This window comes from Rhodococcus sp. NPDC076796 (genome assembly GCF_040702765.1).
Classification (GTDB): domain Bacteria; phylum Actinomycetota; class Actinomycetes; order Mycobacteriales; family Mycobacteriaceae; genus Rhodococcoides.
This window is the reverse complement of record NZ_JBFBMS010000001.1, coordinates 90246-112684: the sequence shown is the minus strand read 5'-3', so window position 1 is coordinate 112684 and position 22439 is coordinate 90246. Positions and strand designations below refer to the sequence as shown.

Sequence of the window (22439 nt, the reverse complement as noted above, 5' to 3'; positions counted from 1 at the left end):
CTGCCAGGCGTTTGGAATCTGCCCGTAACCGACGCGTCATATGTGAGAGAACGTCACAACTGAGTTCTCGGGTCCCGAATCTGGATGGACTGCCGGATATATTCGGAAAAACAATCCACGGGTTTGGTTGTTGTTCTACTGTTCGTGTGTCTGCTTCTCGCCCGGTTTCGATCGGTACGGATGCATGCGCGCGACGTCGAGACCGAGCGATCTTTCGAGATGGCAGTCCGGCAGGAAAACAAACCTGAAGTAGGTTTCGAGTTCGAGGGGTGGGGTCGGGTTGACGGCAGCAGAGAGCGTGCACGTGTCGCAGGAGGAGTACGTCAGCGGGCGACGGGCCTCCGACCGTCTGCGGACGCCGAGAGAGACTGCCGCACGCATGCTGGATCAGTACTTCGGCGAACCCGAGGACACACCACCGCCGCGCGAGTGCGCCCGCGGTGAGCTCGACGACATGACGACGACGTGCTGCGAACTGGCGACCGGAGTCCTCGAATCCGGTCGGCTGCCGATACCCGGTGCCATGGACGTCTTTCGCGATGCGGCAACCCGGTGGGCCCGTGACGGCGTACCGCTCGGCCGTATTCAACATGCCGTCAACGAGGGCTGCGCACTGGCGGTACAACAGGCACCGCGATCGGTCGGCGAGGGTGCCGACGATCGGCTCGTCGACGGAACCGTACTGGTCATGGAACTGTTGGACGTCGTCACCGCGGCCGTGTCCGATGCCTACCTGACCGAATTTCGGACGCTGACGCAGAACGGTCCCCGTCACGACGTGGAACTGCTCGATGCGCTGCTCACCGGTGACGGCACGGCTCGCAAGATCGCCGATCGGATGGGTACGCTGCTCGCCGAGGACTATCACGTTGTGGCCCTGCACTTTCCGGCCCACGCCGACGAAGGGGGCCGACGGATCGACGCCGCAATGATGGCGGCTCGGAAGCTGCGAAGAATCCACACAGCGTTGGCGACGTTCGACGCGGAGTGCCTGCCCATCGCCTCGATCAGTCCCACCGGCGGAACCGTCCTACTGCCCGATGTTCCCGGTGTCGACATCGGGGAACTGGTCGATCGTCTGGCCGACGCGGGTCAGGTGGCGGTGACCGCAACGACCGGGTCGGCCGCGATCGACGACATCGCCACGACCGCGCCCCACCTGTACGAGCTGCTCGGTCTCGTGCGGCGGCTCCGGTACGCGCCCGGGACATACCGAATGTCGGATCTCGTGTTCGAGTACCAGGTGAGCAGGCCGGGCCTGGGGCGCAAACATCTTGTGACACTGATCGATCCGCTGCGCGATTCGGTCGACCTGTTGCCGACGCTGCAAGCATTCGTCGACTCGGACTCCAACCGAAAGAAGACGGCCACCTGGCTGACGGTGCATCCCAACACCGTCGACTACCGCTTGAAGAGGGTGGAGCAGCTCACCGGACTCGATCCGATGAAGCCGTCCGGACTGCGAAGACTGCATGCTGCTCTGATCGCCGACCGCCTCGAAGCCCGTCGCGTTCCGGTGGACGAGCGATCACTGTGACCGCGCCGGACGGCGCGGTGTTCGCAGCATCGGCGGCGCTCGATTCGGTGGAGTCCGTCGCTGCTCTGTTTCAGCCCGTCGTCGAACTGGCCACCGGGGTGGTCGTCGGATACGAGGCTCTGGCCAGGTGGCCGTCGCCGAGCCTGGCCGTTCCCGAGGACGTGTTCGCGCTGGCCCGAGAGCGAGGGATGGTGGGTCGCGTCGACGTCGCATGTCGCGCCGCCGCGCTGCGGGCGGCGCGCGAGCGCGCATATTCGCGTCGGGTGCGCTTCTTTCTCAATATCGAGCCGGGCTGCTTCGTCGACGAACGCGACGTCGACAGCCACCTCGATGCGATCGGTGACGACCTCGACGTCGTCCTCGAGATCACCGAGCGAGACCTCGACCGAAACGTCCCGTTGCTGATGGCCCTGGTTCGAGGAGCCCGCGCTCGCGGTATGTCGGTGGCCATGGACGACGTCGGTGCCACGCCTGCAACATTGGAATTGTTGGCCGCCGTCGCGCCGGACATCGTCAAACTCGACGCGTCGATCATCCGGTCCCCGTATCGGTCGCGCGCCGCGGTGCGGCAGGTGCGGGCTTACGTCCGCACGAGCGATGCCGTTCTGCTGGCAGAAGGAATCGAAACCCGCAGACATTTGCGTCGCGCCAGGTCCCTGGGAGCAACCCTCGGCCAAGGCTGGATGTTCGGCCGTCCGTTGCCGCTGCCGAATCCGCAGATCTGATCGGTGGCAGGCAACGAAGAAACCCCGCACCTTCGAAGGCCGGGGCCTGGGTGCGGGGTTTCGATACGACCGATCGAGACGATCAGTTCGTGAACTTGTCCTTGATGTTGCCTGCGGCGTCCGAGACGTCGTCGCCGACCTGCTTGGTCTTGCCCGACGCCTGATCCTTTGCGCCTTCGGCAGCAAGATCGTCGTTGTCGGTCTTGTGGCCGATCTTTTCCTTGGCGTCGCCCACGAGCTCTTCTGCCTTGTGCTTTGCCTTGTCGATGAAATCAGCCATGAAAACTCCTCGAAATCGATTGTCTTCGTCCGTTCACGGGAAGCTATACCCGGGATCGGAGTCGTTAATCATCGACGGCGCGTGCGGATTGTGCCGGGCCGATTCGGGTAACCGACGCCCATGGACCCAGACAACGACGCCAAGTCCGCCTCCGACATGCCCTCGCCCGAACATCAGCGCCCGAGCGGCGTGGACGATGCGACCGTGGCCGCTGTGGGAAAGCTGTCCGAGGCCCTCGAATGTGTGGAGCGCGCTCGTGGGCACCTCTACTCGTTTCACCAGCTGATGGGTCACGCAGATCTACTGCTCGGCGACGCCGTCGATGCGCTCGCCGACGCCGGCCACACCGCCACCTCCGAGCGAATCGACACGGACATGATCGGCCGCAACATCGCGCCGGGGCGCTGGACGTTTCAGCTCGTCGAGGAGTTCGACGACGGATATTGGGGCCCGTTGCGCGAACACGATCGTGTGGTGCGAAGCGAGTTGATGGAGGGTCGTCGCCACGTCTTCGAGGCAGAGATGAAGGAAAAGCGTCGAACCCACGGTCGCGCCGGGCACGAAGCGACACCGACCGACTGACGTCGGCCGGAAACGACGAAGCACCGATCTCGCCGGGATACGGCGAGATCGGTGCTCGAATGGAGAGTGTCTAGCCTGCTTGCTGTGCTGCCTCTACTTCGCTGCCTGCATTTGCGGTGGAGAGCTGGCCACCGGAGTTCTCCAGGTGTGCCCGCACGAACCAGTGGAAGAGTTCGAGCTGTGCGCTCTGGCCGATGAGCATGTCCTCGGTCACCGGGTCGATCTCGCCGACCTCTTCGATGTTCTTGCGAGTGGTCTCGATGACTCCGGTGTAGACCAGGTCGAGTGCTCCGAGGTGCTCGATGGCCGTCGCGCGACCGATCGAGTAGTCGTCCCAGCTGCGCTCGGAGACGATGGTGCCCGGGGTGCCCTTGGCCGAGGAGCCGAGGGTCGCGATGCGCTCGGCGACGTCGTCCGCGAAACCGCGGACTGCTTCGACCTGAGGATCGAGCATCTCGTGTACCGAGATGAAGTTGGGTCCGACGACATTCCAGTGAATGTGCTTGAGAGTCAGATGGAGATCGTTGTAGGCGTTCAGTCGATCCTGAAGGATCGCGGCAACGCGCGCGCCCACTTCCGAGGTGAGTCCGGGAACGGTGTACGAGTTCTTTTCAGCCATGTGCAGTGATTGCCCCATCCCCTCGGAACACAAACATGCCCCGCCGAATCGAATTCGGCGGGGCATGTGTGGTGAGGGGTCAGGACTTGTCGAGTCTCGGTGAATCCGTGCCCGACGTTCCGGTCGACGGGGTGCCGGCCGAGGAGGTTCCGTCCGTCGGATCGACGATCGGGCTGTCGGCAGCGACGTCGTCGATCACGTCGGCGCTGTCGTCTTCGGCCGGGGGATTCTTCAGGCTCAGGATGATCGAGCCTGCCAGGACCACGATGATGACCACCAGGCTGACCAGCGAGGGGATCTCGGGGATCGAGGTGCTGATCACCTTGTGTCCGGCCTGGAGGATCAGCTTGACGCCGATGAAGGCGAGGATGATCGCCAGTCCCTTGGACAGGTAGTGGAACTTCTCGAGCAGCCCCGCGAGCAGGAAGTACAGGGCTCGAAGGCCGAGGATGGCGAACGCGTTCGAGGAGTAGACGATGAACGGGTCGTCGGTCACCGCGAGAACGGCAGGAACGCTGTCCACTGCGAACACCAGGTCGGCGGCTTCGATGGCAACCACGACGGCGAGAAGTGGCGTGGCCACGCGCTTGCCGGCTTCCTTGACGAAGAACTTGGTACCGGAGTACTCGTCTTGGACCGGGATGATCTTGCGCAGCAGACGAACCGCGATCGAGTTGCCCGGGTCGTACGACTCCTCCTCGTCCTTCATCAGCTTGTATGCGCTGTAGAGAAGGATGGCTGCGAAGACGAACAGAACGGCAGCGAACTTGCTGACGATGGCCACACCGGCGGCCAGGAAGATGGCACGGAAGACCAGGGCACCGATCACACCGAAGAACAGCACGCGGTGCTGGTACTCACGGGGAACTTTGAAGTAACCGAAGATCAGCGCGAAGACGAAGAGATTGTCGACGGACAGACTCTTCTCGAGCAACCAGGCCGTCGTGTATTCGACTCCGGCCGTGGTTCCCAACGTGAAGAACACCACGATGCCGAAGATGATGGCCACGCCGACCCACAGGGCGCTCCACCATGCGGCTTCCTTGAAACCGATGATGTGGGCACCGCGGTGCGCCAACAGGTCGATGGCCAACAGGATCAGTACGACGGCACCGAATGCCGCCCATGCCCACCACGGGACGACGTTCATGAACGGCCACCTCTACTCGTGAATTTGCTGCCGAGTTGCTTCAACTTCGCCTGATTCTCGGGCTTGGTCGCGTACCGACGTGCTTGATCGATCATCTTCTTGCCCTGTGGGCTGCGAGCGAACGATGTCAACTTCTGTGTCAACGACGCCATCTGTCACACGCTCCTTTTCGTTCTCGTCTGTCTTTTTCCTACCGGTGTTCCGGCCGTGCGTTCGGGCCTCGGCGGAAAACGCTCGGTCATTCCGCGACTACTCCAGTGTGACTGTTCGCTTTCCTGCAGGCATGGTCGTTTTGCGGACACGTTTCGACCGATTTCGTTGCCCGGTTACGGCAATCAGAGCGGTCTCTCCACTTCACGACGACGAGCGCACCTCGGGCCAGTCGAGCAGCTTCGCTCCGAGTACCGCCGTGTGCAGCGCGAATGCCTCGACGGGGTTGCCCACATTCTGCCCGGTCAAATCCTTTATTCGAGACAATCTGTAGGTGACCGCCCGCACCGACAGGTGCATCCGTCGTGCGGTGGAGGCGGTGTTCGCGCCGGTGTCGAAGTACACCTGCAACGTCTCCAGCAGCGGACCCGCACCGCCTCGCGCGCCCAGCAGCGGTGTCAACAAAGTATCGACCAGATCGGCGATCGCCGCACGATCGCTGATCAGGACGCGGTAGACGAGCAGATCACGAGCATCGACGACAGATGCGTCGAATCCGAGCGAGGCGGCGAGATCGAGTGCGTCGAGGGCCTCCCGGTACGACGCCGCGACACCCACCGCCCCGCTGCGCGGGCGGCCGATCCCGATCTGCGTCCGGCCGTATTCGCCTTTGCGACGGAGATCGACCGATTCGCTCGACGCCGAGGTACCGAGTGCGCGTCCCACCCGGTTGAGGACGTGGTCGACGGCGTCGAGGTCGGGTGCCGGGAACACCAGGATCAACCGGTCCTGCTTGGTGGCCACGAGCAACTCGGCGTCTCCCTTGCTGCCCTGCACGCTGCGCTCGACGAGGGTGATGGCAGAGCTGGCGTCGGTGAACGGCTTGGTCGACGTCACCACGGCCACTACGTGGGGACTCGACAGGTCGAGGCCGAACGTCTGCGCGCGCCCGAGTACCCCGGCGACATCGGAGGTGCCCGAAAGTAGATCGTCGACGAATTCCCGGCGGGCGAGTACCTCGGCTCGCACGAGAGTGCGCCGGGCGAGCTGAAATCCCTCGGCCAGTTCGGCCACCGCGTCGTCGACCGCTCGCAGCATCACCTCGCCGGCGGTGACCACCCCGGCCGGGTCATCCGCGGCGGCGACGACAGCGGGTAGCTCGCGCCACAGTCGCCACGCCGAGGTCAGGTACAGATCCAGCAACGCGCGCAGTGCGACGCCCGCGCGGGCAGCAGCGTCGCCCTGCGCTCGAAACTCGTGCAGCTGCCCGCGGCTCAGTGGCACGCCGGCATCGACGGCGTCGGCGAGGACGTCGAGAAAGCTACCCAGCAGAGCGACGTCGAGTCCGCCGGCGTCAGACGCTGCCTGCGCAGCGACCGAATCCAGCGGTAGCGCATCGCGCTGTGTGACCATCTGTTCTCGTGTCTCCCATCCGGACTCGAGGTCAATGGTATGCATCGCGGACGCGGCGGAGAAACGGATCGGTGTGTGAATCGACCGATTCCACCGCGTGTTCGGCGTGCGAGAGGCGGTATCTGAGAGCACAATCAGCCGATCCGCACCGTTCGTCTCCACGTTGGGAGTGCCGGCCATGACATCGTCGAACAGACCTGCATCGAGTCTGCGATCGCAACTGCTTCGCAAGAAGCCGATCGTGGATCCGGACCAGCAGAGCAGTGGCGGGTTGGAACGGACCATCGGCACCTTCCAACTGACGATGTTCGGCGTCGGTGCCACCATCGGTACCGGCATCTTTTTCGTTCTCTCGCTCGCGGTTCCCGAAGCCGGTCCCGCAGTGGTGCTCTCGTTCCTGGCCGCGGGTATCGCGGCCGGTCTCGCAGCCATCTGTTACGCCGAAATGGCATCGGCGGTACCGGTTTCGGGCTCGACCTACTCCTACGCGTACGTGACGATGGGCGAGGTGGTCGCGATGGGCGTCGCGGCTTGCCTGTTGCTCGAGTACGGAGTGTCCAGCGCTGCCGTTGCCGTCGGGTGGAGTGGGTACCTCAACGAGTTGTTGAACAACCTCTTCGGCTTCACCATCCCGCACGCGCTGTCCGCTGCGCCGGGTGACGCCGATCCCGGCATCATGAATCTGCCTGCAGTGGTGCTGATCGTGCTGTGCGCCGTTCTGCTCATTCGCGGTGCGAGCGAGTCGGCGGCCGTCAATGCAGTCATGGTCGTCATCAAACTCGGTGTGCTGGCGCTGTTCGCGATCGTCGGATTCACCGCCTTCGACTCCGGTAACTTCTCGGACTTCATGCCTTTGGGCGCAGCAGGCGTGACGGCGGCCGCTGGCACGATCTTCTTCTCGTTCATCGGACTCGACGCGGTGTCCACCGCGGGCGACGAGGTGAAAGATCCGCAGAAGACCATGCCGCGGGCCATCATTGCGGCACTGATCGTCGTCATCGTCTTCTATCTCGTCGTGGCCGTGGCCGCCCTGGGAACTCAGCCGTGGACCGACTTCGCCGGCCAGGAGGAAGCCGGGCTGGCGGAGATCCTGCGCAACGTCACCGGGCAGGCCTGGCCGGCAACGATTCTGGCTGCAGGTGCAGTTATCTCGATCTTCTCGGTGACCCTGGTGACGATGTACGGGCAGACTCGCATCCTGTTCGCCATGGGCCGAGACGGCATGTTGCCCAAAGCTTTCGCCAAGGTCAGTCCACGCACACACACGCCGGTCAACAACACGATCGTCGTCGCCGTCGTGATCTCGATCCTGGCCGCGTTCATTCCACTCGACAAGCTGGCGGACCTGGTGTCGATCGGCACCCTCGTCGCGTTCATCGTCGTGTCGATCGGAGTGATCGTGTTGCGCCGCTCGATGCCCGATCTCGAACGGCCGTTCAAGGTTCCTGGATACCCGGTGACTCCGGTGCTGTCGGTTCTCGCCTGCCTGTACATCCTGTCCGGACTGCACTGGACCACGTGGTTCTGGTTCGGGCTCTGGCTCGCGGTGGTGTTGGCGTTCTACTGGTTCTGGGGCCGGCACCACTCGACGCTGCGCGGTGCAGAACAGGACGCACGATGAGCGTGCTGATCGCATTCGCACCGGGGAAGGGCAGCGTCGGTGCCCTCGATCTCGGTGCCCAGCTCGCGCGGTCGTTGGGTACCGACATCGACGTGGCGACGGTGGTGCCCAAGCCGTGGTCGACTCCGTCGATGGCACGGGTGGATGCGGAGTTCGCCGACTGGGCAGCGACGACCGCAGCCGAGTCGGAGGCGAAAGCGCGCCACTATCTCGAAGACCGGGCACCGGATATCACCGCGTCGTTCCACCGATTCGCACACCGCTCGGTCTCGACGGCGTTGACCGAGGCGGCCGAGAGCATGTCGGCCTCGGTGCTGGTTCTCGGCTCCTCGGGCGACGGTGCTCTCGGCCAGGTGGTCGTCGGGTCGACGGCAGACAAGCTTCTGCACTCGTCCCCGGTGACCGTGGCGCTCGCTCCCCGCGGCTATCGGATGCGCGAACGCGCCACACTGACCCGGATCACGTGCGCGTTCTCCGGCGACAGCGAGGCCTCGCGGGTCGTGGGTCCTACCGCCGAACTCGCCCGAGACGCGGGCATCCCGCTCCGCCTGGCATCGTTCGTCGTCCGCGGGGCGACCATGTACCCGCCCGAGGTCGGCCTACGCGTCGAGGACGACGTCGCCGCCGAACTCGCCGTGGGGTTGAGCGAAGCATTGACCGCAGCGATGGACGACGCAGTCGCAGTGGGGCTTTCGGCCGACCAGGTGACAACCGAACTGGCCATGGCAGGAAGTTGGCGCGAGGCCCTCGACGAAGTTCACTGGCAGGACGGCGAAGTGCTGACGATCGGATCGTCCGGACCACTGGGACCCATCGCTCGGGTGTTTCTCGGGTCGCGGGCGACCAAGATCATCCGTCATTCGCCGGTGCCGATCCTGGTGCTGCCGAGGCGGTGACGTTCTATCGGTTGAGAGCCAGCACCGAGAGCAATTCGTAGGCCACGTGAGCCGCAGCGATTCCGGTGATCTCGGCGTGATCGTAGGCCGGCGCGACCTCGACGATGTCGGCACCGACCACGTTCAGGCCGACGAGTCCGCGCAGAGTGTTGAGCAACTCGCGAGACGTCATGCCACCGGCCTCGGGAGTGCCGGTACCGGGTGCATGCGCCGGGTCGAGAACGTCGATGTCGACCGAGACGTAGACCGGGCCGCCGTCGAGCCGGCGACGCATCCGTTCGACGATGCTGGCCACGCCGTCCACCTCGTAGTCGTCGGACCGAATCACCTGGAAGCCGAGCACGCGATCGTCCTCGAGGTCCTGCTCGCTGTACAGCGGGCCGCGAATGCCGATGTGCTGTGAGCGTTCGAGATCGATCAGACCTTCTTCGCTGGCCCGTCGGAACGGTGTGCCGTGAGTGTAGGGAGCACCGAAGTACGTGTCCCACGTATCGAGGTGCGCGTCGAAGTGCAATACCGCGATCGGCCCGTGATCGCGTGCGAGCGAACGCAGAATCGGCAGTGCGATGGTGTGGTCGCCGCCGAGGGTGAGAACCGACGAGCCGTCGGCGCGCAGGTCCGTCACCGCGTCGTGCACCGTGGTCAGTGCCTCGGTGATGTCGAACGGATTGACGCCGATGTCGCCGAAATCCGCCACCTGTTGGCGAGCGAAGGGTGAGACCTTCAGCGCAGGGTTGTAGGGCCGCAACAGTTTCGAGGCCGCTCTGATGTGCCCCGGACCGAAACGTGCGCCGGGACGGTAACTCACGCCGGAATCGAACGGGACGCCGAGGATGGTCACGTCGGCCCGGGACACCTCGTCGAGACGGGGCAGCCGCGCGAAGGTGGTCGGCTCGGCGAAGCGGGGGACCTTGGTGGCGTCGACCGGACCGATCGGTGGGTGCTCGGGATTGCTCGGGTTCATCGAGAGTTCCTTCCGAATTTTCATCAGTCCGGTGACGCTGGGGTCGACCAGTTCGCCCGGCAAGCGTTACTCTGATGCTCGATCTTGTCAACACGAGTTTCCTGAGAGGCGAGAGCGGTGTCCCTTGCTACGTCGGTCGACAACGATGCGCCGCGTATCGGTGCGCGGCTCAAGGAGGCTCGGCAGAAGAAGCGACTGACTCTCGACGCGCTCGCCGACACCTGTGGAGTGACCAAGGGGTATCTGTCCAAGCTCGAACGCGACCAGGTCAATGCGTCGGTGGCGTCCCTGGTTCGGGTCTGCGCCGCTTTGGAGCTTCCGGTCGGCTCGCTGTTCGACGACGCGCCGTCCGGTGAGGTGGTCCGGGCGCAATCGTTGCCGCGCATCATGTTCGGCGGGGAAGCGATGACCGAGTATCTGCTGACCCCGGTGGGGGAGCGTCGGGTGCAGGTGCTGCTGGGCCACATCGACGCCGGTGGCGGCAGCGGAGCCGAGGCGTACACCCTTCCGCTCGACGTGACGTTCGTGCACGTGATCGCGGGCGAGTTGCGGGTGACCTTCGAGGCCGAAGTGGACGGTACGTTCGCGGGCGACGAGGTGCTGCTCGGTCCCGGAGATGCGTTCACCTTCTCGCCGCGTCGCAATCACAGTTTTCGAGCCGAAGGCAGGGACGGCGCTCAGGTCCTGTGGGTGTTGGCACCCGCGCTACCCGAGGAGTTGCCGATGAGGAAACAGGAGTTGCAGGCATGACCGTCACCGTGTCGCTGTTCCAAGGGCCCGAACGTGCCGGCGATGTCGACGCGAACCTCGCCGCACTCGATGACGCAGCGAGGCGTGCGGCCTCGGCAGGCGCGTCGATCCTGGTGACCCCCGAGATGTCGGTCAGCGGATACGACATCGGTGATCTCGTGCTCGAACGAGCGGAACCGTTCGACGGGCCGATCTTCGAGAAGGTGTCGACGATCGCTCGATCTCATGGCCTCGCAATCGTCTACGGATACCCCGAGAGCAGTGGTGAATCCGTGTTCAATTCGGTCCAGGTGGTCGATGCATCCGGGCTGTCGATCGCGCGCTACCGCAAGACCCACCTGTTCGGTGAACTCGATCGCGCTCACTTCACTCGTGGGCCGGAACTGTTGGTGCAGTTCGACTTCGGCGGACTGCGCTGCGGTCTGCTCACCTGCTACGACGTCGAATTCCCGGAAACCGTTCGTGCTCACGCCGACGCAGGAACGCAGTGGTTGATCGTCCCGACCGGCCTGATGACCCCGTTCGAGATCATCGCAACACACGTGGTTCCGACGAGGGCGTACGAGAGTCAACTGTTCGTCACCTACGTCAACCGCTGTGGCACGGAGACGAGTCTGACGTACTGCGGATTGACCTGCGCCGTCGCGCCGGGCGGTGCCGACCTCGCGCGCGCAGGCGCGCACGAAGAGCTTCTGACGGTGGATCTGGATCCGGCCGAGCTCGCTCGATCCCGTGCGGTCAACACCCACCTGGCCGATCGCCGAACCGACCTCTACCCGACAGGACCCTCACGGGCCGAGCAGGAGACCGACCGATGACCACACCCGTCACCCCGGACAGCGCGATCGAATCCGAGGCCGACCAGCCGCTCACGATGTTCGGTCCGGACTTCCCGTTCGCCTACGACGACTACCTGGCGCACCCGGCCGGCCTCGGACGTGTTCCCGACGCGGCCCTCGGTACCCGGGTAGCCGTGATCGGCGGCGGACTCGCAGGCATGGTCGTCGCCCATGAATTGCTCAGGCTCGGCCTGGAACCCGTTGTGTACGAATCGGATCGGATCGGCGGCCGGATGCGGTCGGTGCCGTTCGAGGGGCACCCGGGTGTGGTGGCCGAGATGGGTGCGATGCGGTTTCCGCCGTCGTCGACTGCGCTGTTCCACTACCTCGACGCAGTCGGGCTCGAGACCACGCCGTTTCCGAACCCGCTGGCAGAGGTGACTCCGAGTACGGTGATCGACCTCAAGGGCGAGAGCCACTACGCCCAGAAGCTCGAGGATCTTCCGCCGGTGTTCGCCGAGGTCGCCGACGCGTGGAACCGGACGCTCGAGGAACACGCCGAGTTGGTTCCGCTGCAGCGTGCCATTCGCAGGCGCGATGTTGCCGAGATCAAGCGAATCTGGAACGAGCTGATCGTGAAGTTCGACGACCAGACCTTCTACGGATTTCTGGCCGCATCCGAACACTTCTCGTCGTTTCGGATGCGAGAGCTGTTCGGCCAGGTGGGATTCGGAACGGGTGGTTGGGACACCGACTACCCCAATTCGATTCTCGAGATCCTCCGAGTCGTCATCACGGCAGCGGACGACCACCATCGCGGAATCGTCGGCGGCTCACAGCAACTGCCGATGCGGTTGTGGACCGACACGCCTGCGAACATGGCGCACTGGCCCGCGGGCACATCGGTGGCCTCGCTGAACGGCGGCACCACGATGTCGCGCGTCACCGAGATCAGACGCACCGACGGTGGCACCACGATCCACGACGACCGCGGCAACATCCAGACGTACGCGGCCGCCGTCGTGACCGCCCAGAGTTGGATGCTGCTCAGCAACATCAGGTGTGACGACGATCTGTTTCCCATCGACCACTGGACCGCCATCGAACGCACCCACTACATGGGTTCGACCAAGGTGTTCGCACTCGTCGACCGGCCGTTCTGGAAGGACAAGGATCCGGTCACCGGGCGCGATCTGGTCAGCATGACGCTGACCGACCGGATGAGTCGTGGCACCTACCTACTCGACCAGGGCGAGGGCAAGCCTGGGCTGATCTGCCTGTCCTACACGTGGTCGGACGATTCGCTCAAGCTGCTGGCCCTCGACCCCACCGAACGAATGAACATCATGCTGCGCTCGCTCGAGGAGATCTACCCGGGCGTCGACTTCCGCAGCCACATCATCTCCACCCCGGTGACGCTGTCCTGGGAAACCGAACGCGATTTCATGGGTGCCTTCAAAGCCAACCTGCCGGGTCACTACCGCTACCAGGAAAGGCTGTTCACGCACTTCGTGCAACACCGACTCGACCCGCGACATCGAGGAATCTTCCTTGCCGGCGACGACATCTCGTGGACGGCGGGTTGGGCCGAGGGTGCCATTCACACTGCACTGAATGCGGTGTGGGGCGTCGTACATCACTTGGGCGGTTCGTCGGCAGAAGGCAACCCGGGGCCGGGCGATGTGTTCGAATCCATTGCTCCGCTTCGGTTGGGCGACTGACCTTTCGGAGGCAACGTCCTGGGTGTGCGCTCGTCGAACACGAACAGTGCCAGCGCGATGGTCAGCATGACGGCGACGACCCAGCTTGCCCGTAGCCCGAACAGTTCGACCGCGACTGCGCCGAGCAGCGCTCCGCCGAAGAATCCCGAGATCACCGCGCCGAACCGTCGGGCGCGGGTCCCGGCCTCCAGATCGTGTTCGACCACCCGATGGAATGCGGCCATCGCCATGCTGCGGAGATTCCCGGTCGTCATGGTGGTGTTGAACGGCGAATCCACCAGCACGCGAAAGGTGGTCACCTGCACGCCGGCAACGTGAGCGAGGATCACCGAGACCACCGCATCGGGCACGGTTCCCGGCAGAAATCCGACGACGAGGACCACCAGGATCTCGAACACCAGCACCGCCCGCACCGGTCTTCGCACGATCTTCGCAACCGCGGGCAGTGCGATGAATTCCGCGGTCGCGACGCGCAGGACGAAGGCCGCCAACGGTGGCAGGAAGGCCAGCGCCTCGATCCACCTGCCACCGGCGACATCGACACCGAGCAGCACCACGTTGCCGGTCTGCGCACCGGCGAACACGCCGCCGCGGGTGATGTAGGTGTACGCGTCGAGGAATCCGCCGACTGCCGCCAGCAGTACTCCGAGCCGCACCGATTTCGCAGTTGCGACGGCGATGTGGGGTTCGGGACGAGGCGTGGTCATCGGGAAATCCTGACACGTGTGCCGATATTCACGTTGTCGCGGCAAGCAGTGAGAGCAACAGTTCGGCTCGCACCCGCGCCGACGTCAGATCCACCGCGAGCAATTCCTCGCACCGCGTGATCCGGTTTCGCAGCGTGTGACGATGCACGGACAGGTGCGCCGCAGCGGTTTCCCAATGCCCGTTCGCCTCGAGGAAAGCCCGAAGCGATCCGACCAGATCGGCGGAATGGGTGCGGTCGTACTCGGCCAGTACCGCGATGGTCACGGCAGCCATGGCACGCAACGACTCCTGTACCGGTTCGGAGGCCAACAGCATCGATCCGGTGAATTCCACGATCCGATCGCTCGTGCCGGCTGCGGCGCACGCGAGCGAAGCCTGCTTCAGAGCGTCGGGGGTCTCGGTGATGTGGTGGCTGGAACTGAGGCCGACGCACACCGACTTCGGCAGTGAATCGAGCAGTCGGGCAACGACATCCGAGTCATCGGAACCGCGCAACAGCACCGCGACACCGGTGTCGGTCTTCCGTGCGAACGTGGGCCGCGCCCGGGCCCGGCACTCGGCATCGATGGCCTCGACGATGCGCTCGGAGGGTCCGCGGACCACAGCAACCCTGATGCGAGAGTCGTCGTCGGCGGCGTCGACGAGATAGCTCGGTAGCGCAGAGCCGTCCGGGGAAGGCAGATGGCCGTCCAGCAACAACCCGAGCGCGAGTGTGTTGAGTCGGGACTGCTCTGCGCGCAGCCGCGTGGGCTTCTCGAGTTCGAGGGTCACCAGCGACACCGCGTGCCCGAGCAGGATCTGCTCGACGCCCGTCACCGGGCCCGCGGTGCGAATGGCGAGAAAGCTCGAGGCCCCGCCGGAGATCGCGACGGAATGCAGAGTCACGGTGCACCCCGGTTCGCTGACCGACACCGTGGCCGGTGACGACGACGGGCGAATGCTGCGGGCGACGTCGCGGGCGCGTTCGACGAGATCGGCTGCGGCGGCGGGATGGAACGATTCGGTGCGATTGCCGATCAGCGCCACCGACGTGGACGTGGCGACCGCCAGTTCGCGAACGATCGCGTCGACGCCGCCGTGCAGCGCTGCCCGAGTGATGCGAGTCTGGACCGAGGCCGCGCGCAGAACCTGCTCGTACTCCTGCTCGGCGATGCGCTTCATGACCGCTCTGATCACGGCGGCGAACGGGGTGTCGTAGGGGACCTCCACGACGGGGAGCCCGACATCCTCGGCCGTGTCGAGAATATGACGCGGAATCGAGCTGTGGGACAAACCGACTCCGAATCCGAGGCAGGCGACACCCGCGGCCGCCAAGGTCCGGACGTAAGTGCCGAGAGCTGGGCCGTCGGCCTCGAAGCCGAGCCCGGTCGTGAGAATCAGTTCCCCGCCGGACAGCCAGGGACTGGGATCGGTGAGTTCGGTCGCCTGCGCGAAGGTGATCGGCGCAGTACTGCGCTCCGGCCCGCCGCGATGACTCAGGCGGAGCTGATGCTGCCTCAGCAGCCAGGACATCTGCACGCTCACCCGTCGAACTGTAGCGCTGTGGCTGCCGGAATGGAGTGCGATCTCGCCATGAGGTGTACGAAATGGCGTCCGGCTGTCGCGCTCGGAGAGTCGCATACTGGCTGAACAATCCCACACGAAAGGTGCGACCATGGCCTCGATCGAGTACCGACTTCCGCAGGAGCGCAGGATCGTCACCGCCTTCCCCGGGCCGAAGTCGGCGGCGTTGGCGCAGCGCCGCAAGGCCGTCGTCGGTGCAGGCGTGGCGTCGACGCTGCCGGTGTACGTGGCCGACGCGAACGGTGGCGTCGTGGTCGATGTCGACGGGAACTCGCTGATCGACCTCGGGGCCGGAATCGCGGTGACGACAGTCGGTGCGTCCAATCCGGCAGTCGTTGCGGCAGTGCAGGATCAGGTCGCACACTTCACCCACACGTGTTTCATGATCGCGCCGTACGAGGGGTACATCGAGGTCGCCGAGAAGCTGGCAGAGTTGACGCCGGGGGATCACGACAAGCGCAGCGTCCTGTTCAACAGCGGTGCCGAGGCGGTCGAGAACGCCGTGAAGATCGCTCGTCATGCCACCGGGCGGTCGGCTGTCGTCGTGTTCGATCACGCGTACCACGGCCGTACCAATCTGACGATGGCGCTGACGTCCAAGTCGATGCCGTACAAGAGCGGGTTCGGGCCGTTCGCTCCGGAGGTCTACCGGGCCCCGATGTCATACCCGTTCCGAGAGGGCCTGAACTCCGACGGTTCCGCGGTCACCGGTGCCCAGGCTGCGGCCCGGGCGATCTCCGTCATCGAAAAACAGGTCGGCGCAGCCGATCTCGCGGCCATCCTGATCGAGCCGATCCAGGGCGAGGGCGGCTTCATCGTGCCCGCAGAAGGATTCCTGCCGGCACTGGCGGACTGGGCACGCGAGAACGGCGTGGTGTTCATCGCAGACGAGGTGCAGTCCGGATTCACCCGCACCGGAGCCTGGTTCGCGAGCGAACACGAGGCCGTCGTGCCGGATCTGATCACCATGGCGAAGGGGATCGCAGGAGGTATGCCGCTGGCCGCGGTCACCGGCCGTGCCGATCTGATCGACGCTGTGCACCCCGGTGGACTCGGTGGCACCTACGGCGGCAACCCGGTGGCCTGCGCCGCGGCCCTGGCGTCCATCGAGCAGATGGAGACACTCGACCTCAATGCGCGCGCCCGCGAGATCGAGCGCATTGTGTTCGAGCGACTGAATGCGTTGAGTGCCGAGGTCGGCATCATCGGTGAGGTGCGCGGCCGCGGAGCCATGCTTGCTATCGAGCTCGTCGTGCCGGGTGGGCGTGAGCCGAACCCGGAGGGGACCAAAGCCGTTGCGGCGGCGGCACTCGAGGCCGGGGTGATCGTGCTGACGTGCGGTACCTACGGCAACGTCATCCGCCTGCTGCCGCCCCTGGTGATCTCCGACGAGCTGCTGGACGACGCGCTCACCGTCCTCGAAGACGCGCTGCGCACTGTGGCACAGGGGAACTGACATGTCGGCTACCGACCTGATCTCGAAGCTGCCCACCGAACTGTGGCTCGGCGGCGTGCAGTCACCGTCGGCGTCGGGTGCACGATTCGCCGTGCTGAACCCGGCGACCGGCGAGGAGTTGACCACCGTCGCCGACGCCACCGCGGCCGATGGCATCACAGCGCTCGACCTTGCCGCCGAGGCGCAGCCGGGGTGGGCCGCGACGCCCCCTCGTGAGCGAGCCGAGATTCTGCGGCGCGCCTTCGACCTGCTGCAGGAGCGTGCTGCCGACTTCGCTCTGCTGATGACACTCGAAATGGGAAAGTCGTTGGCGGAGAGCCACGGTGAAGTGAAGTACGGCAGCGAATTCCTGCGCTGGTTCGGTGAGGAGGCCGTCCGAATCGGCGGCCGGTTCACCCCTGCCCCTGCGGGCAACGGCTCGATCCTGGTCACCAAGTCTCCGGTCGGCCCGGTCCTGGCGATCACCCCGTGGAACTTTCCGCTGGCCATGGGCACACGCAAGATCGGCCCGGCCCTGGCGGCGGGCTGCACCGTCATCGTCAAACCGGCCGAGGACACCCCGCTGACGATGCTGCTCCTCGGGCAGGTGTTCGCCGACGCCGGGTTGCCCCGCGGCGTGCTGTCGGTACTCCCGGCCTCCGACGCCGCGTCCGTCACCGGACCATTGATGGACGATCCGAGGCTGCGGAAGATCACGTTCACCGGTTCGACCGGAGTGGGAAAGTTGTTGGTGCGCAATTCAGCCGATCGACTACTGCGGACGTCGATGGAGCTCGGCGGCAACGCCCCGTTCATCGTGTTCGACGACGCAGACGTCGACGCCGCCGTCGACGGAGCGATGCTGGCCAAGATGCGCAACGGCGGCGAGGCGTGCACGGCAGCGAATCGGCTGTACGTTGCCAAGTCGGTGCGCGAGGAATTCACCGCGAAGCTGACCGAGCGAATCGAGGCGTTGACCGTCGGTCCGGGTGACCGAGACGGCACCGATATCGGACCGCTCATCAACGACAAGCAGCGTCGAACGGTCATGGCACTGGTCGACGACGCCGTCGCGAAGGGAGCCCGGGTGCGCACCGGCGGAACCGCGCCCGACGGACCCGGATTCTTCTACGCGCCGACGGTCCTCGACCGAATCCCGGCCGACGCGAATCTGTTGCAGGACGAGATCTTCGGGCCCGTCGCGGCGATCATCGGATTCGACACCGAGGACGAGGCCGTCGCTGCAGCCAACGACACCCGATACGGGTTGGTGGCCTACTTCTACACCGAGAGCCTCGACCGAGCCCTTCGGGTGTCGGCAGCACTGGACACCGGCATGGTCGGGGTCAATCGCGGTGCGATCTCCGACGCCGCAGCCCCGTTCGGTGGTGTGAAGGAATCGGGCTTCGGACGCGAAGGCGGGTCGGAAGGTATCGAGGAATACCTCGAGACCAAGTACATCGCGCTTCGGTAGATCTGCACGTTTCGCTCCACTCTGTGACCGTCAGTGCGGGAATCCCCGATCGACGGCCGAGAGTGGAGCGAAGCTTGCTTGTGATCAGCTGCGAGCAGCCGCGATTCGATCCTCGGCCAGTCGATCGGCTGCTGCGCCGAGCAGGATGCCCTCGGCGCGGGCGATGGCGAAGATGCCCGTGACGGTGTCGCGGATCTTGCCGATCGTGGCCATCACTTCTTCCGAATCCTTCCCGCGCAGTTCGCCTTCCACCTGGATCAGACCGCCGGCGTTGGCGACGTAATCGGGTACCCATACGATTCCGCGCGCAGCCAACATGGCCTCGACATCGGGTGTGAGGAGTTGATTGTTCGCCGCGCCGCACACGATGGACGCCGACAACCGGGCCACCGACGAGGCATCGAGGGTGGAACCCATGGCGCACGGCGCATAGACGTCGATGTCGGCACCGATGATGTCGGATTCGACGGTGACACCGGGGAAGTCCAGGGCGATGCGGTCGAGGGCAGGCGGGTAGGAGTCGCTGACGACCACCTCGGCACCGGCCTCGCGCAGCAGTGCAACGAGGTTGTAGCCCACTTTGCCCGCACCCTCGACGCCGACGCGCTTGCCGGTCAGATCGTCCGAGCCCCATGTCGATTCGGCTGCGGCGAGGAGCGAGAGAAAGACCCCGAGCGCGGTCTGGGGGCCGCTGTCGCCGGTGCCGCCCGCGGTGGTGTTCTTGCCGACGACGTGTGCCGTCTCCTCGGCGATGATGTCGAGGTCGTCGCTGTTGGTGCCCACATCACCTGCCGTCACGTAGGTGCCACCGAGTGATTCGACGAACCGGCCGTATGCGTTCAGCAGAGTCGGGGTCTTGATGGCGTTGGGGTTGCCGATGATCACTGCTTTGCCGCCGCCCAGATCGACTCCCGCGACGGCTGCCTTGTACGTCATTCCGCGGGAGAGGCGCAGCACGTCGGTCAACGCTTCCTGCTCGGAAACGTAGGGGTAGAAGCGAGTTCCGCCGAGAGCCGGACCGAGGGCTGTGGAGTGGACCGCGATGATCGCGCGCAGACCGGTGTCGGGGTCCTGGCAGAACACGACGCGTTCGTGTGCGCAGTCGCGCGGCATGTCGGGACGATCGAAGACGCCCGTCGGCAGGTGATCGGTCAGGGTGGGTACGGCGGCGGGGTGGTCGGCAACGACGGACACAGGCGGTCTCTTTCGGTGATGAGGCGGCGGTACCGGAAATGGGTGGTATCCGGAATTCGTGTCCTCGAAGAGTGTCGTGAACGTGCACGCTGGTCAACCGCTGTTGCCGAGAATGTGCATGTTGCACGGTGCATCTCGGATCGACCGCGCCGGGGTGGTCGGGCTGCTCAGCGACGACCGTCCTCGGCGAGCTGCTCGAGCAACGGCTTGGTGCGGTACTGGATCAGCTCGCTCATCGCGATGGACATGTTGGTGCGCTCGACTCCGGGGATATCGAGAATGAGACCCGCGATGCGATACAGGTCGTCGGCGTCGACGGCCGCGATGCGGATGTGCATGTCCGCTGCTCCGGACAGCCCGAACACTTCGAGCACCTCCGGGATGGTGCGAAGGTGTTGGGTCACTGCGGCGAGCGTGTGTTGGTTGACCTGTGCGGTGACGAATGCTTGTAGCGGCCGCCCCAGAGACTTCGGTGGGATGCGGTGATCGATCGGCGTGAGCGATCCCTTGTCGTCCCATCGACCGAGGCGCGCCTGCACGGTGTTGCGGGACAGGCCCAAGGTCGTGGCGAGTTCGACGCCGGTGGCTCGTGGTTTGGCGCACAGGGCGAGAAGGAGGCGGGCGTCGGTCTTGTCCAGATCTGTCATTGCGCACTTCCTGTAGCTCAGTCGTTACCCAATATTGTGCACACTGCGCAGTTGTGAAGTCATCACTTGTGCAGGGTGGATGTCGGTGGTGTGCTTGTGAAAGACATCACACCACGACGGAGAGTGCCACGAACATGAACACCACCTCGCTGGTACAGCTGATCAAAGAATCTGGAACGGTGGTCCGCAACGAGACCTACTCGCCTCTCGTCGCCGACATCGACCCGGCCGCGATGATGGAGATGTACCGCGATCTCGTGGTCGTCCGGCGCATCGACACCGAGGCGACCGCGCTCCAGCGACAGGGCGAACTGGGGTTGTGGGCACCGCTGCTCGGGCAGGAAGCGGCGCAGGTCGGTTCGGCCCGCGCGCTCGACACCGAGGACTTCGTGTTCGCCAGCTACCGCGAGCACGGGGTCGCCTACTGCCGAGGCGTCGACCCCACCCGGATGCTGCGCTTCTGGCGCGGATCGACCCTCTCCGGCTGGGACCCGTACGAATACCGCATGACGACGCCGGCCATCATCGTCGGGTCGCAGGGCCTGCACGCAACCGGGTACGCCATCGGCATGCAACTCGAGGGAGCCGAGGGCGCGGCCATCACCTACTTCGGCGACGGTGCCACCAGCCAGGGCGATATTTCCGAGGCACTCGGCTTCGCCGCGAGTTTCCACGCACCGGTGGTCTTCTTCTGCCAGAACAACCAGTGGGCCATTTCCGAACCGGTGACGGTGCAGACGAAGGCGACGATCGCCGCCCGCGGTGAGGGATACGGAATTCCGTCGGTCCGCGTCGACGGCAACGACGTTCTCGCCGTCCTGGCTGTGACCAGGGCAGCACTCGCCCGCGCCCGCGAAGGTAGCGGCCCGACGCTCATCGAGGCGGTCACCTACCGGATGGGCCCGCACACCACCTCCGACGATCCGACGCGATACCGCTCGGGTGCCACCGACGACGAATGGCGCGCCAAGGATCCGATCGACCGAATCGAGAAGTTGCTCAGACGAATCGGCGTGTTCGACGACGCGTTCGCCGCCTCGGTGAAGCGCACCGCCGACGAGGTCGCAGCCGAGCTTCGTCGCGGTTGTCTCGAGACCGTCGAACCGGAAGCGATGTCGGTGTTCGACAACGTCTATGCCGATCCACACCCCCTTCTGGACGACGAGCGGGCCCAGTTCGCCTCGTACCAAGCCGGATTCGAAGGAGCTACGTCATGACCACCTTGGAACGGCCCACCAGTCTTCCGTTGGGCAAGGCCATCAATGCAGGTCTGCGACGAGCGATGGAGAACGACCCGAAAGTTCTGCTGATGGGCGAGGACATCGGCAAACTCGGCGGCGTCTTCCGCATCACCGACGGTTTGCAGAAGGACTTCGGCCCCGGCCGGGTACTCGACATGCCGTTGGCGGAATCGGGCATCATCGGGACCGCCGTCGGGCTCGCGATGCGAGGTTTTCGGCCGGTGTGCGAGATCCAGTTCGACGGCTTCATCTACCCGGCGTTCGACCAGATCGTCTCGCAGGTGGCCAAGCTGCATTACCGCACGAGCGGCAACGTCAAGATTCCCATGACGATTCGGGTGCCGTACGGCGGTGGGATCGGTGCCGTCGAGCACCATTCGGAGTCTCCCGAAGGGTATTTCGCACAGACCGCAGGCCTTCGCGTGGTCACCTGCAGCAACGCTGCCGACGGCTACTCGATGATTCAGCAGGCCATTGCGAGTGACGACCCGGTGTTGTTCTTCGAGCCCAAGCGTCGGTACTGGGAGAAGAGCCCGATCGATCTCGACACCGACGCGTCGTACCCGCTGCATCGGGCGCGAGTGGTCACCGAGGGCACCGATGTCACCCTGATCGCGTACGGACCTCTCGTCGCCACCGCACGCAAGGCCGCCGAAGTCGCTGCCCACGAGGGAGTGTCGATCGAGGTCATCGATCTTCGTTCGCTCTCGCCCATCGACTTCGAGACCATCGAGGCCTCGGTACGCAAGACCGGGCGTCTGGTCATCACGCACGAGGCTCCGGTGTTCATGGGACTCGGTTCGGAGATCGCAGCTCGAATCTCCGAACGGTGCTTCTACAACCTCGAGGCACCGGTGTTGCGCGTCGGTGGCTTCGGCACCCCGTACCCGGCATCGAAACTGGAGAAATTCTTCCTTCCCGATGTAGACCGGATCCTCGACGCAGTCGACCGCTGCCGCTCGCACTGACCTCGCGCTCACCGAACGCCGA

At 65.0% G+C, this 22439-nt stretch carries 22 protein-coding genes; 12 read left to right on the top strand and 10 right to left on the bottom strand.

Annotated elements, in window-relative coordinates; genetic code table 11:
- The first annotated feature begins 280 nt into the window (after positions 1 to 280).
- Positions 281 to 1537 (top strand): helix-turn-helix domain-containing protein, encoded by a 1257-nt coding sequence (locus AB0366_RS00495; RefSeq protein ID WP_366242291.1) that lies wholly within the window; start codon positions 281 to 283, stop codon positions 1535 to 1537.
- Positions 1534 to 2262 (top strand): EAL domain-containing protein, encoded by a 729-nt coding sequence (locus AB0366_RS00490; protein WP_259467971.1) that lies wholly within the window; start codon positions 1534 to 1536, stop codon positions 2260 to 2262. Before AB0366_RS00495 ends, AB0366_RS00490 begins: the two co-directional genes overlap by 4 nt.
- A gap of 82 nt (positions 2263 to 2344) precedes the next feature.
- On the opposite strand, the gene AB0366_RS00485 is transcribed toward AB0366_RS00490, so the two are convergent.
- Positions 2345 to 2542, bottom strand: coding sequence for a CsbD family protein (locus AB0366_RS00485; RefSeq protein ID WP_121870515.1), 198 nt, complete (start codon positions 2540 to 2542; stop codon positions 2345 to 2347).
- Between the two features lie 120 nt (positions 2543 to 2662).
- On the opposite strand from AB0366_RS00485, the gene AB0366_RS00480 reads away from it, so the two are divergent.
- Positions 2663 to 3124, top strand: a complete 462-nt coding sequence (locus tag AB0366_RS00480; RefSeq protein ID WP_366242290.1) for a hypothetical protein — start codon at positions 2663 to 2665, stop codon at positions 3122 to 3124.
- Between the two features lie 70 nt (positions 3125 to 3194).
- Here AB0366_RS00480 and AB0366_RS00475 read toward each other — a convergent pair whose 3' ends face one another.
- The 4 genes from AB0366_RS00475 to AB0366_RS00460 all read right to left on the bottom strand — a co-directional run bounded on the left by AB0366_RS00475 (position 3195) and on the right by AB0366_RS00460 (position 6456).
- A complete protein-coding gene (locus AB0366_RS00475; RefSeq protein WP_366242289.1) occupies positions 3195 to 3743 on the bottom strand; it encodes a DNA starvation/stationary phase protection protein in 549 nt (182 codons plus the stop codon).
- Between the two features lie 79 nt (positions 3744 to 3822).
- Positions 3823 to 4893 carry a TerC family protein gene (locus AB0366_RS00470; RefSeq protein ID WP_121870513.1) on the bottom strand — a complete coding sequence of 357 codons (1071 nt, stop codon included), beginning with the start codon at positions 4891 to 4893 and terminating at the stop codon, positions 3823 to 3825.
- Entirely contained in the window at positions 4890 to 5045 is a 156-nt protein-coding gene (locus tag AB0366_RS00465) for a hypothetical protein (protein WP_183130214.1), read from the bottom strand. Before AB0366_RS00465 ends, AB0366_RS00470 begins: the two co-directional genes overlap by 4 nt.
- A gap of 202 nt (positions 5046 to 5247) precedes the next feature.
- Positions 5248 to 6456: a helix-turn-helix domain-containing protein gene (locus tag AB0366_RS00460; protein ID WP_366242288.1), complete on the bottom strand. Its 1209-nt coding sequence runs from the start codon at positions 6454 to 6456 to the stop codon at positions 5248 to 5250.
- A 178-nt stretch (positions 6457 to 6634) separates the two neighbouring features.
- Here AB0366_RS00460 and AB0366_RS00455 point away from each other — a divergent pair, with 178 nt between their 5' ends.
- Together AB0366_RS00455 and AB0366_RS00450 are read left to right on the top strand one after the other, a co-directional pair.
- The gene (locus AB0366_RS00455) at positions 6635 to 8077 is read left to right on the top strand and encodes an amino acid permease (protein WP_094611952.1); all 1443 of its coding nucleotides are present in this window, start codon (positions 6635 to 6637) and stop codon (positions 8075 to 8077) included.
- Positions 8074 to 8973: a universal stress protein gene (locus AB0366_RS00450; protein ID WP_366242287.1), complete on the top strand. Its 900-nt coding sequence runs from the start codon at positions 8074 to 8076 to the stop codon at positions 8971 to 8973. Before AB0366_RS00455 ends, AB0366_RS00450 begins: the two co-directional genes overlap by 4 nt.
- Before the next feature lie 4 nt (positions 8974 to 8977).
- Here the strand turns inward: AB0366_RS00450 and speB are convergent, their stop codons facing one another.
- A complete protein-coding gene (gene speB / locus AB0366_RS00445; protein WP_032405057.1) occupies positions 8978 to 9937 on the bottom strand; it encodes an agmatinase in 960 nt (319 codons plus the stop codon).
- Positions 9938 to 10054: 117 nt separating this feature from the next.
- On the opposite strand from speB, the gene AB0366_RS00440 reads away from it, so the two are divergent.
- The 3 genes from AB0366_RS00440 to AB0366_RS00430 are packed head-to-tail and all read left to right on the top strand — an operon-like array spanning position 10055 to position 13187.
- Positions 10055 to 10687: an XRE family transcriptional regulator gene (locus tag AB0366_RS00440; RefSeq protein ID WP_366242286.1), complete on the top strand. Its 633-nt coding sequence runs from the start codon at positions 10055 to 10057 to the stop codon at positions 10685 to 10687.
- Positions 10684 to 11505 carry a carbon-nitrogen hydrolase family protein gene (locus tag AB0366_RS00435; protein WP_366242285.1) on the top strand — a complete coding sequence of 274 codons (822 nt, stop codon included), beginning with the start codon at positions 10684 to 10686 and terminating at the stop codon, positions 11503 to 11505. The genes AB0366_RS00440 and AB0366_RS00435 overlap by 4 nt, the downstream gene beginning before the upstream one ends.
- The gene (locus AB0366_RS00430) at positions 11502 to 13187 is read left to right on the top strand and encodes an NAD(P)/FAD-dependent oxidoreductase (protein WP_366242284.1); all 1686 of its coding nucleotides are present in this window, start codon (positions 11502 to 11504) and stop codon (positions 13185 to 13187) included. The genes AB0366_RS00435 and AB0366_RS00430 overlap by 4 nt, the downstream gene beginning before the upstream one ends.
- Here AB0366_RS00430 and AB0366_RS00425 read toward each other — a convergent pair.
- Entirely contained in the window at positions 13103 to 13894 is a 792-nt protein-coding gene (locus AB0366_RS00425; RefSeq protein WP_366242283.1) for a YoaK family protein, read from the bottom strand. The two genes, AB0366_RS00430 and AB0366_RS00425, sit on opposite strands and share 85 nt — an antisense overlap.
- 28 nt (positions 13895 to 13922) lie before the next feature.
- Positions 13923 to 15419: a PucR family transcriptional regulator ligand-binding domain-containing protein gene (locus tag AB0366_RS00420; RefSeq protein ID WP_366242282.1), complete on the bottom strand. Its 1497-nt coding sequence runs from the start codon at positions 15417 to 15419 to the stop codon at positions 13923 to 13925.
- Positions 15420 to 15549: 130 nt separating this feature from the next.
- Here AB0366_RS00420 and gabT point away from each other — a divergent pair, with 130 nt between their 5' ends.
- Both gabT and AB0366_RS00410 read left to right on the top strand, forming a co-directional pair.
- Positions 15550 to 16914, top strand: coding sequence for a 4-aminobutyrate--2-oxoglutarate transaminase (gabT, locus tag AB0366_RS00415; RefSeq protein ID WP_366242281.1), 1365 nt, complete (start codon positions 15550 to 15552; stop codon positions 16912 to 16914).
- Between the two features lies 1 nt (position 16915).
- Complete coding sequence (locus AB0366_RS00410) at positions 16916 to 18367, top strand: NAD-dependent succinate-semialdehyde dehydrogenase (protein WP_366242280.1); 1452 nt, start codon at positions 16916 to 16918, stop codon at positions 18365 to 18367.
- Between the two features lie 84 nt (positions 18368 to 18451).
- On the opposite strand, the gene AB0366_RS00405 is transcribed toward AB0366_RS00410, so the two are convergent.
- On the bottom strand, positions 18452 to 19480 hold the full coding sequence (locus tag AB0366_RS00405) for a Glu/Leu/Phe/Val dehydrogenase dimerization domain-containing protein (protein WP_366242949.1): 1029 nt from the start codon (positions 19478 to 19480) through the stop codon (positions 18452 to 18454).
- Positions 19481 to 19728: 248 nt separating this feature from the next.
- Complete coding sequence (locus AB0366_RS00400) at positions 19729 to 20208, bottom strand: Lrp/AsnC family transcriptional regulator (protein ID WP_032397602.1); 480 nt, start codon at positions 20206 to 20208, stop codon at positions 19729 to 19731.
- Between the two features lie 134 nt (positions 20209 to 20342).
- Here AB0366_RS00400 and pdhA point away from each other — a divergent pair, with 134 nt between their 5' ends.
- The gene (gene pdhA / locus AB0366_RS00395) at positions 20343 to 21425 is read left to right on the top strand and encodes a pyruvate dehydrogenase (acetyl-transferring) E1 component subunit alpha (protein WP_366242279.1); all 1083 of its coding nucleotides are present in this window, start codon (positions 20343 to 20345) and stop codon (positions 21423 to 21425) included.
- On the top strand, positions 21422 to 22417 hold the full coding sequence (locus tag AB0366_RS00390; protein WP_366242278.1) for an alpha-ketoacid dehydrogenase subunit beta: 996 nt from the start codon (positions 21422 to 21424) through the stop codon (positions 22415 to 22417). The genes pdhA and AB0366_RS00390 overlap by 4 nt, the downstream gene beginning before the upstream one ends.
- The last annotated feature ends 22 nt before the right edge of the window (positions 22418 to 22439 follow it).

What these genes read in the sequence shown, in the direction of transcription:
- AB0366_RS00480 (WP_366242290.1), top strand. Translation starts at nt 2,663, where the DNA reads ATGGACCCAGACAACGACGCCAAGTCCGCCTCCGACATGCCCTCGCCC.
- AB0366_RS00475 (WP_366242289.1), bottom strand. Translation starts at nt 3,743, where the DNA reads ATGGCTGAAAAGAACTCGTACACCGTTCCCGGACTCACCTCGGAAGTG.
- AB0366_RS00435 (WP_366242285.1), top strand. Translation starts at nt 10,684, where the DNA reads ATGACCGTCACCGTGTCGCTGTTCCAAGGGCCCGAACGTGCCGGCGAT.
- AB0366_RS00410 (WP_366242280.1), top strand. Translation starts at nt 16,916, where the DNA reads ATGTCGGCTACCGACCTGATCTCGAAGCTGCCCACCGAACTGTGGCTC.
- AB0366_RS00470 (WP_121870513.1), bottom strand. Translation starts at nt 4,893, where the DNA reads ATGAACGTCGTCCCGTGGTGGGCATGGGCGGCATTCGGTGCCGTCGTA.
- AB0366_RS00460 (WP_366242288.1), bottom strand. Translation starts at nt 6,456, where the DNA reads ATGGTCACACAGCGCGATGCGCTACCGCTGGATTCGGTCGCTGCGCAG.
- AB0366_RS00455 (WP_094611952.1), top strand. Translation starts at nt 6,635, where the DNA reads ATGACATCGTCGAACAGACCTGCATCGAGTCTGCGATCGCAACTGCTT.
- pdhA (WP_366242279.1), top strand. Translation starts at nt 20,343, where the DNA reads ATGAACACCACCTCGCTGGTACAGCTGATCAAAGAATCTGGAACGGTG.
- AB0366_RS00465 (WP_183130214.1), bottom strand. Translation starts at nt 5,045, where the DNA reads ATGGCGTCGTTGACACAGAAGTTGACATCGTTCGCTCGCAGCCCACAG.
- gabT (WP_366242281.1), top strand. Translation starts at nt 15,550, where the DNA reads ATGGCCTCGATCGAGTACCGACTTCCGCAGGAGCGCAGGATCGTCACC.
- AB0366_RS00485 (WP_121870515.1), bottom strand. Translation starts at nt 2,542, where the DNA reads ATGGCTGATTTCATCGACAAGGCAAAGCACAAGGCAGAAGAGCTCGTG.
- AB0366_RS00405 (WP_366242949.1), bottom strand. Translation starts at nt 19,480, where the DNA reads ATGCCGCGCGACTGCGCACACGAACGCGTCGTGTTCTGCCAGGACCCC.
- AB0366_RS00400 (WP_032397602.1), bottom strand. Translation starts at nt 20,208, where the DNA reads ATGACAGATCTGGACAAGACCGACGCCCGCCTCCTTCTCGCCCTGTGC.
- speB (WP_032405057.1), bottom strand. Translation starts at nt 9,937, where the DNA reads ATGAACCCGAGCAATCCCGAGCACCCACCGATCGGTCCGGTCGACGCC.
- AB0366_RS00390 (WP_366242278.1), top strand. Translation starts at nt 21,422, where the DNA reads ATGACCACCTTGGAACGGCCCACCAGTCTTCCGTTGGGCAAGGCCATC.
- AB0366_RS00425 (WP_366242283.1), bottom strand. Translation starts at nt 13,894, where the DNA reads ATGACCACGCCTCGTCCCGAACCCCACATCGCCGTCGCAACTGCGAAA.
- AB0366_RS00430 (WP_366242284.1), top strand. Translation starts at nt 11,502, where the DNA reads ATGACCACACCCGTCACCCCGGACAGCGCGATCGAATCCGAGGCCGAC.
- AB0366_RS00450 (WP_366242287.1), top strand. Translation starts at nt 8,074, where the DNA reads ATGAGCGTGCTGATCGCATTCGCACCGGGGAAGGGCAGCGTCGGTGCC.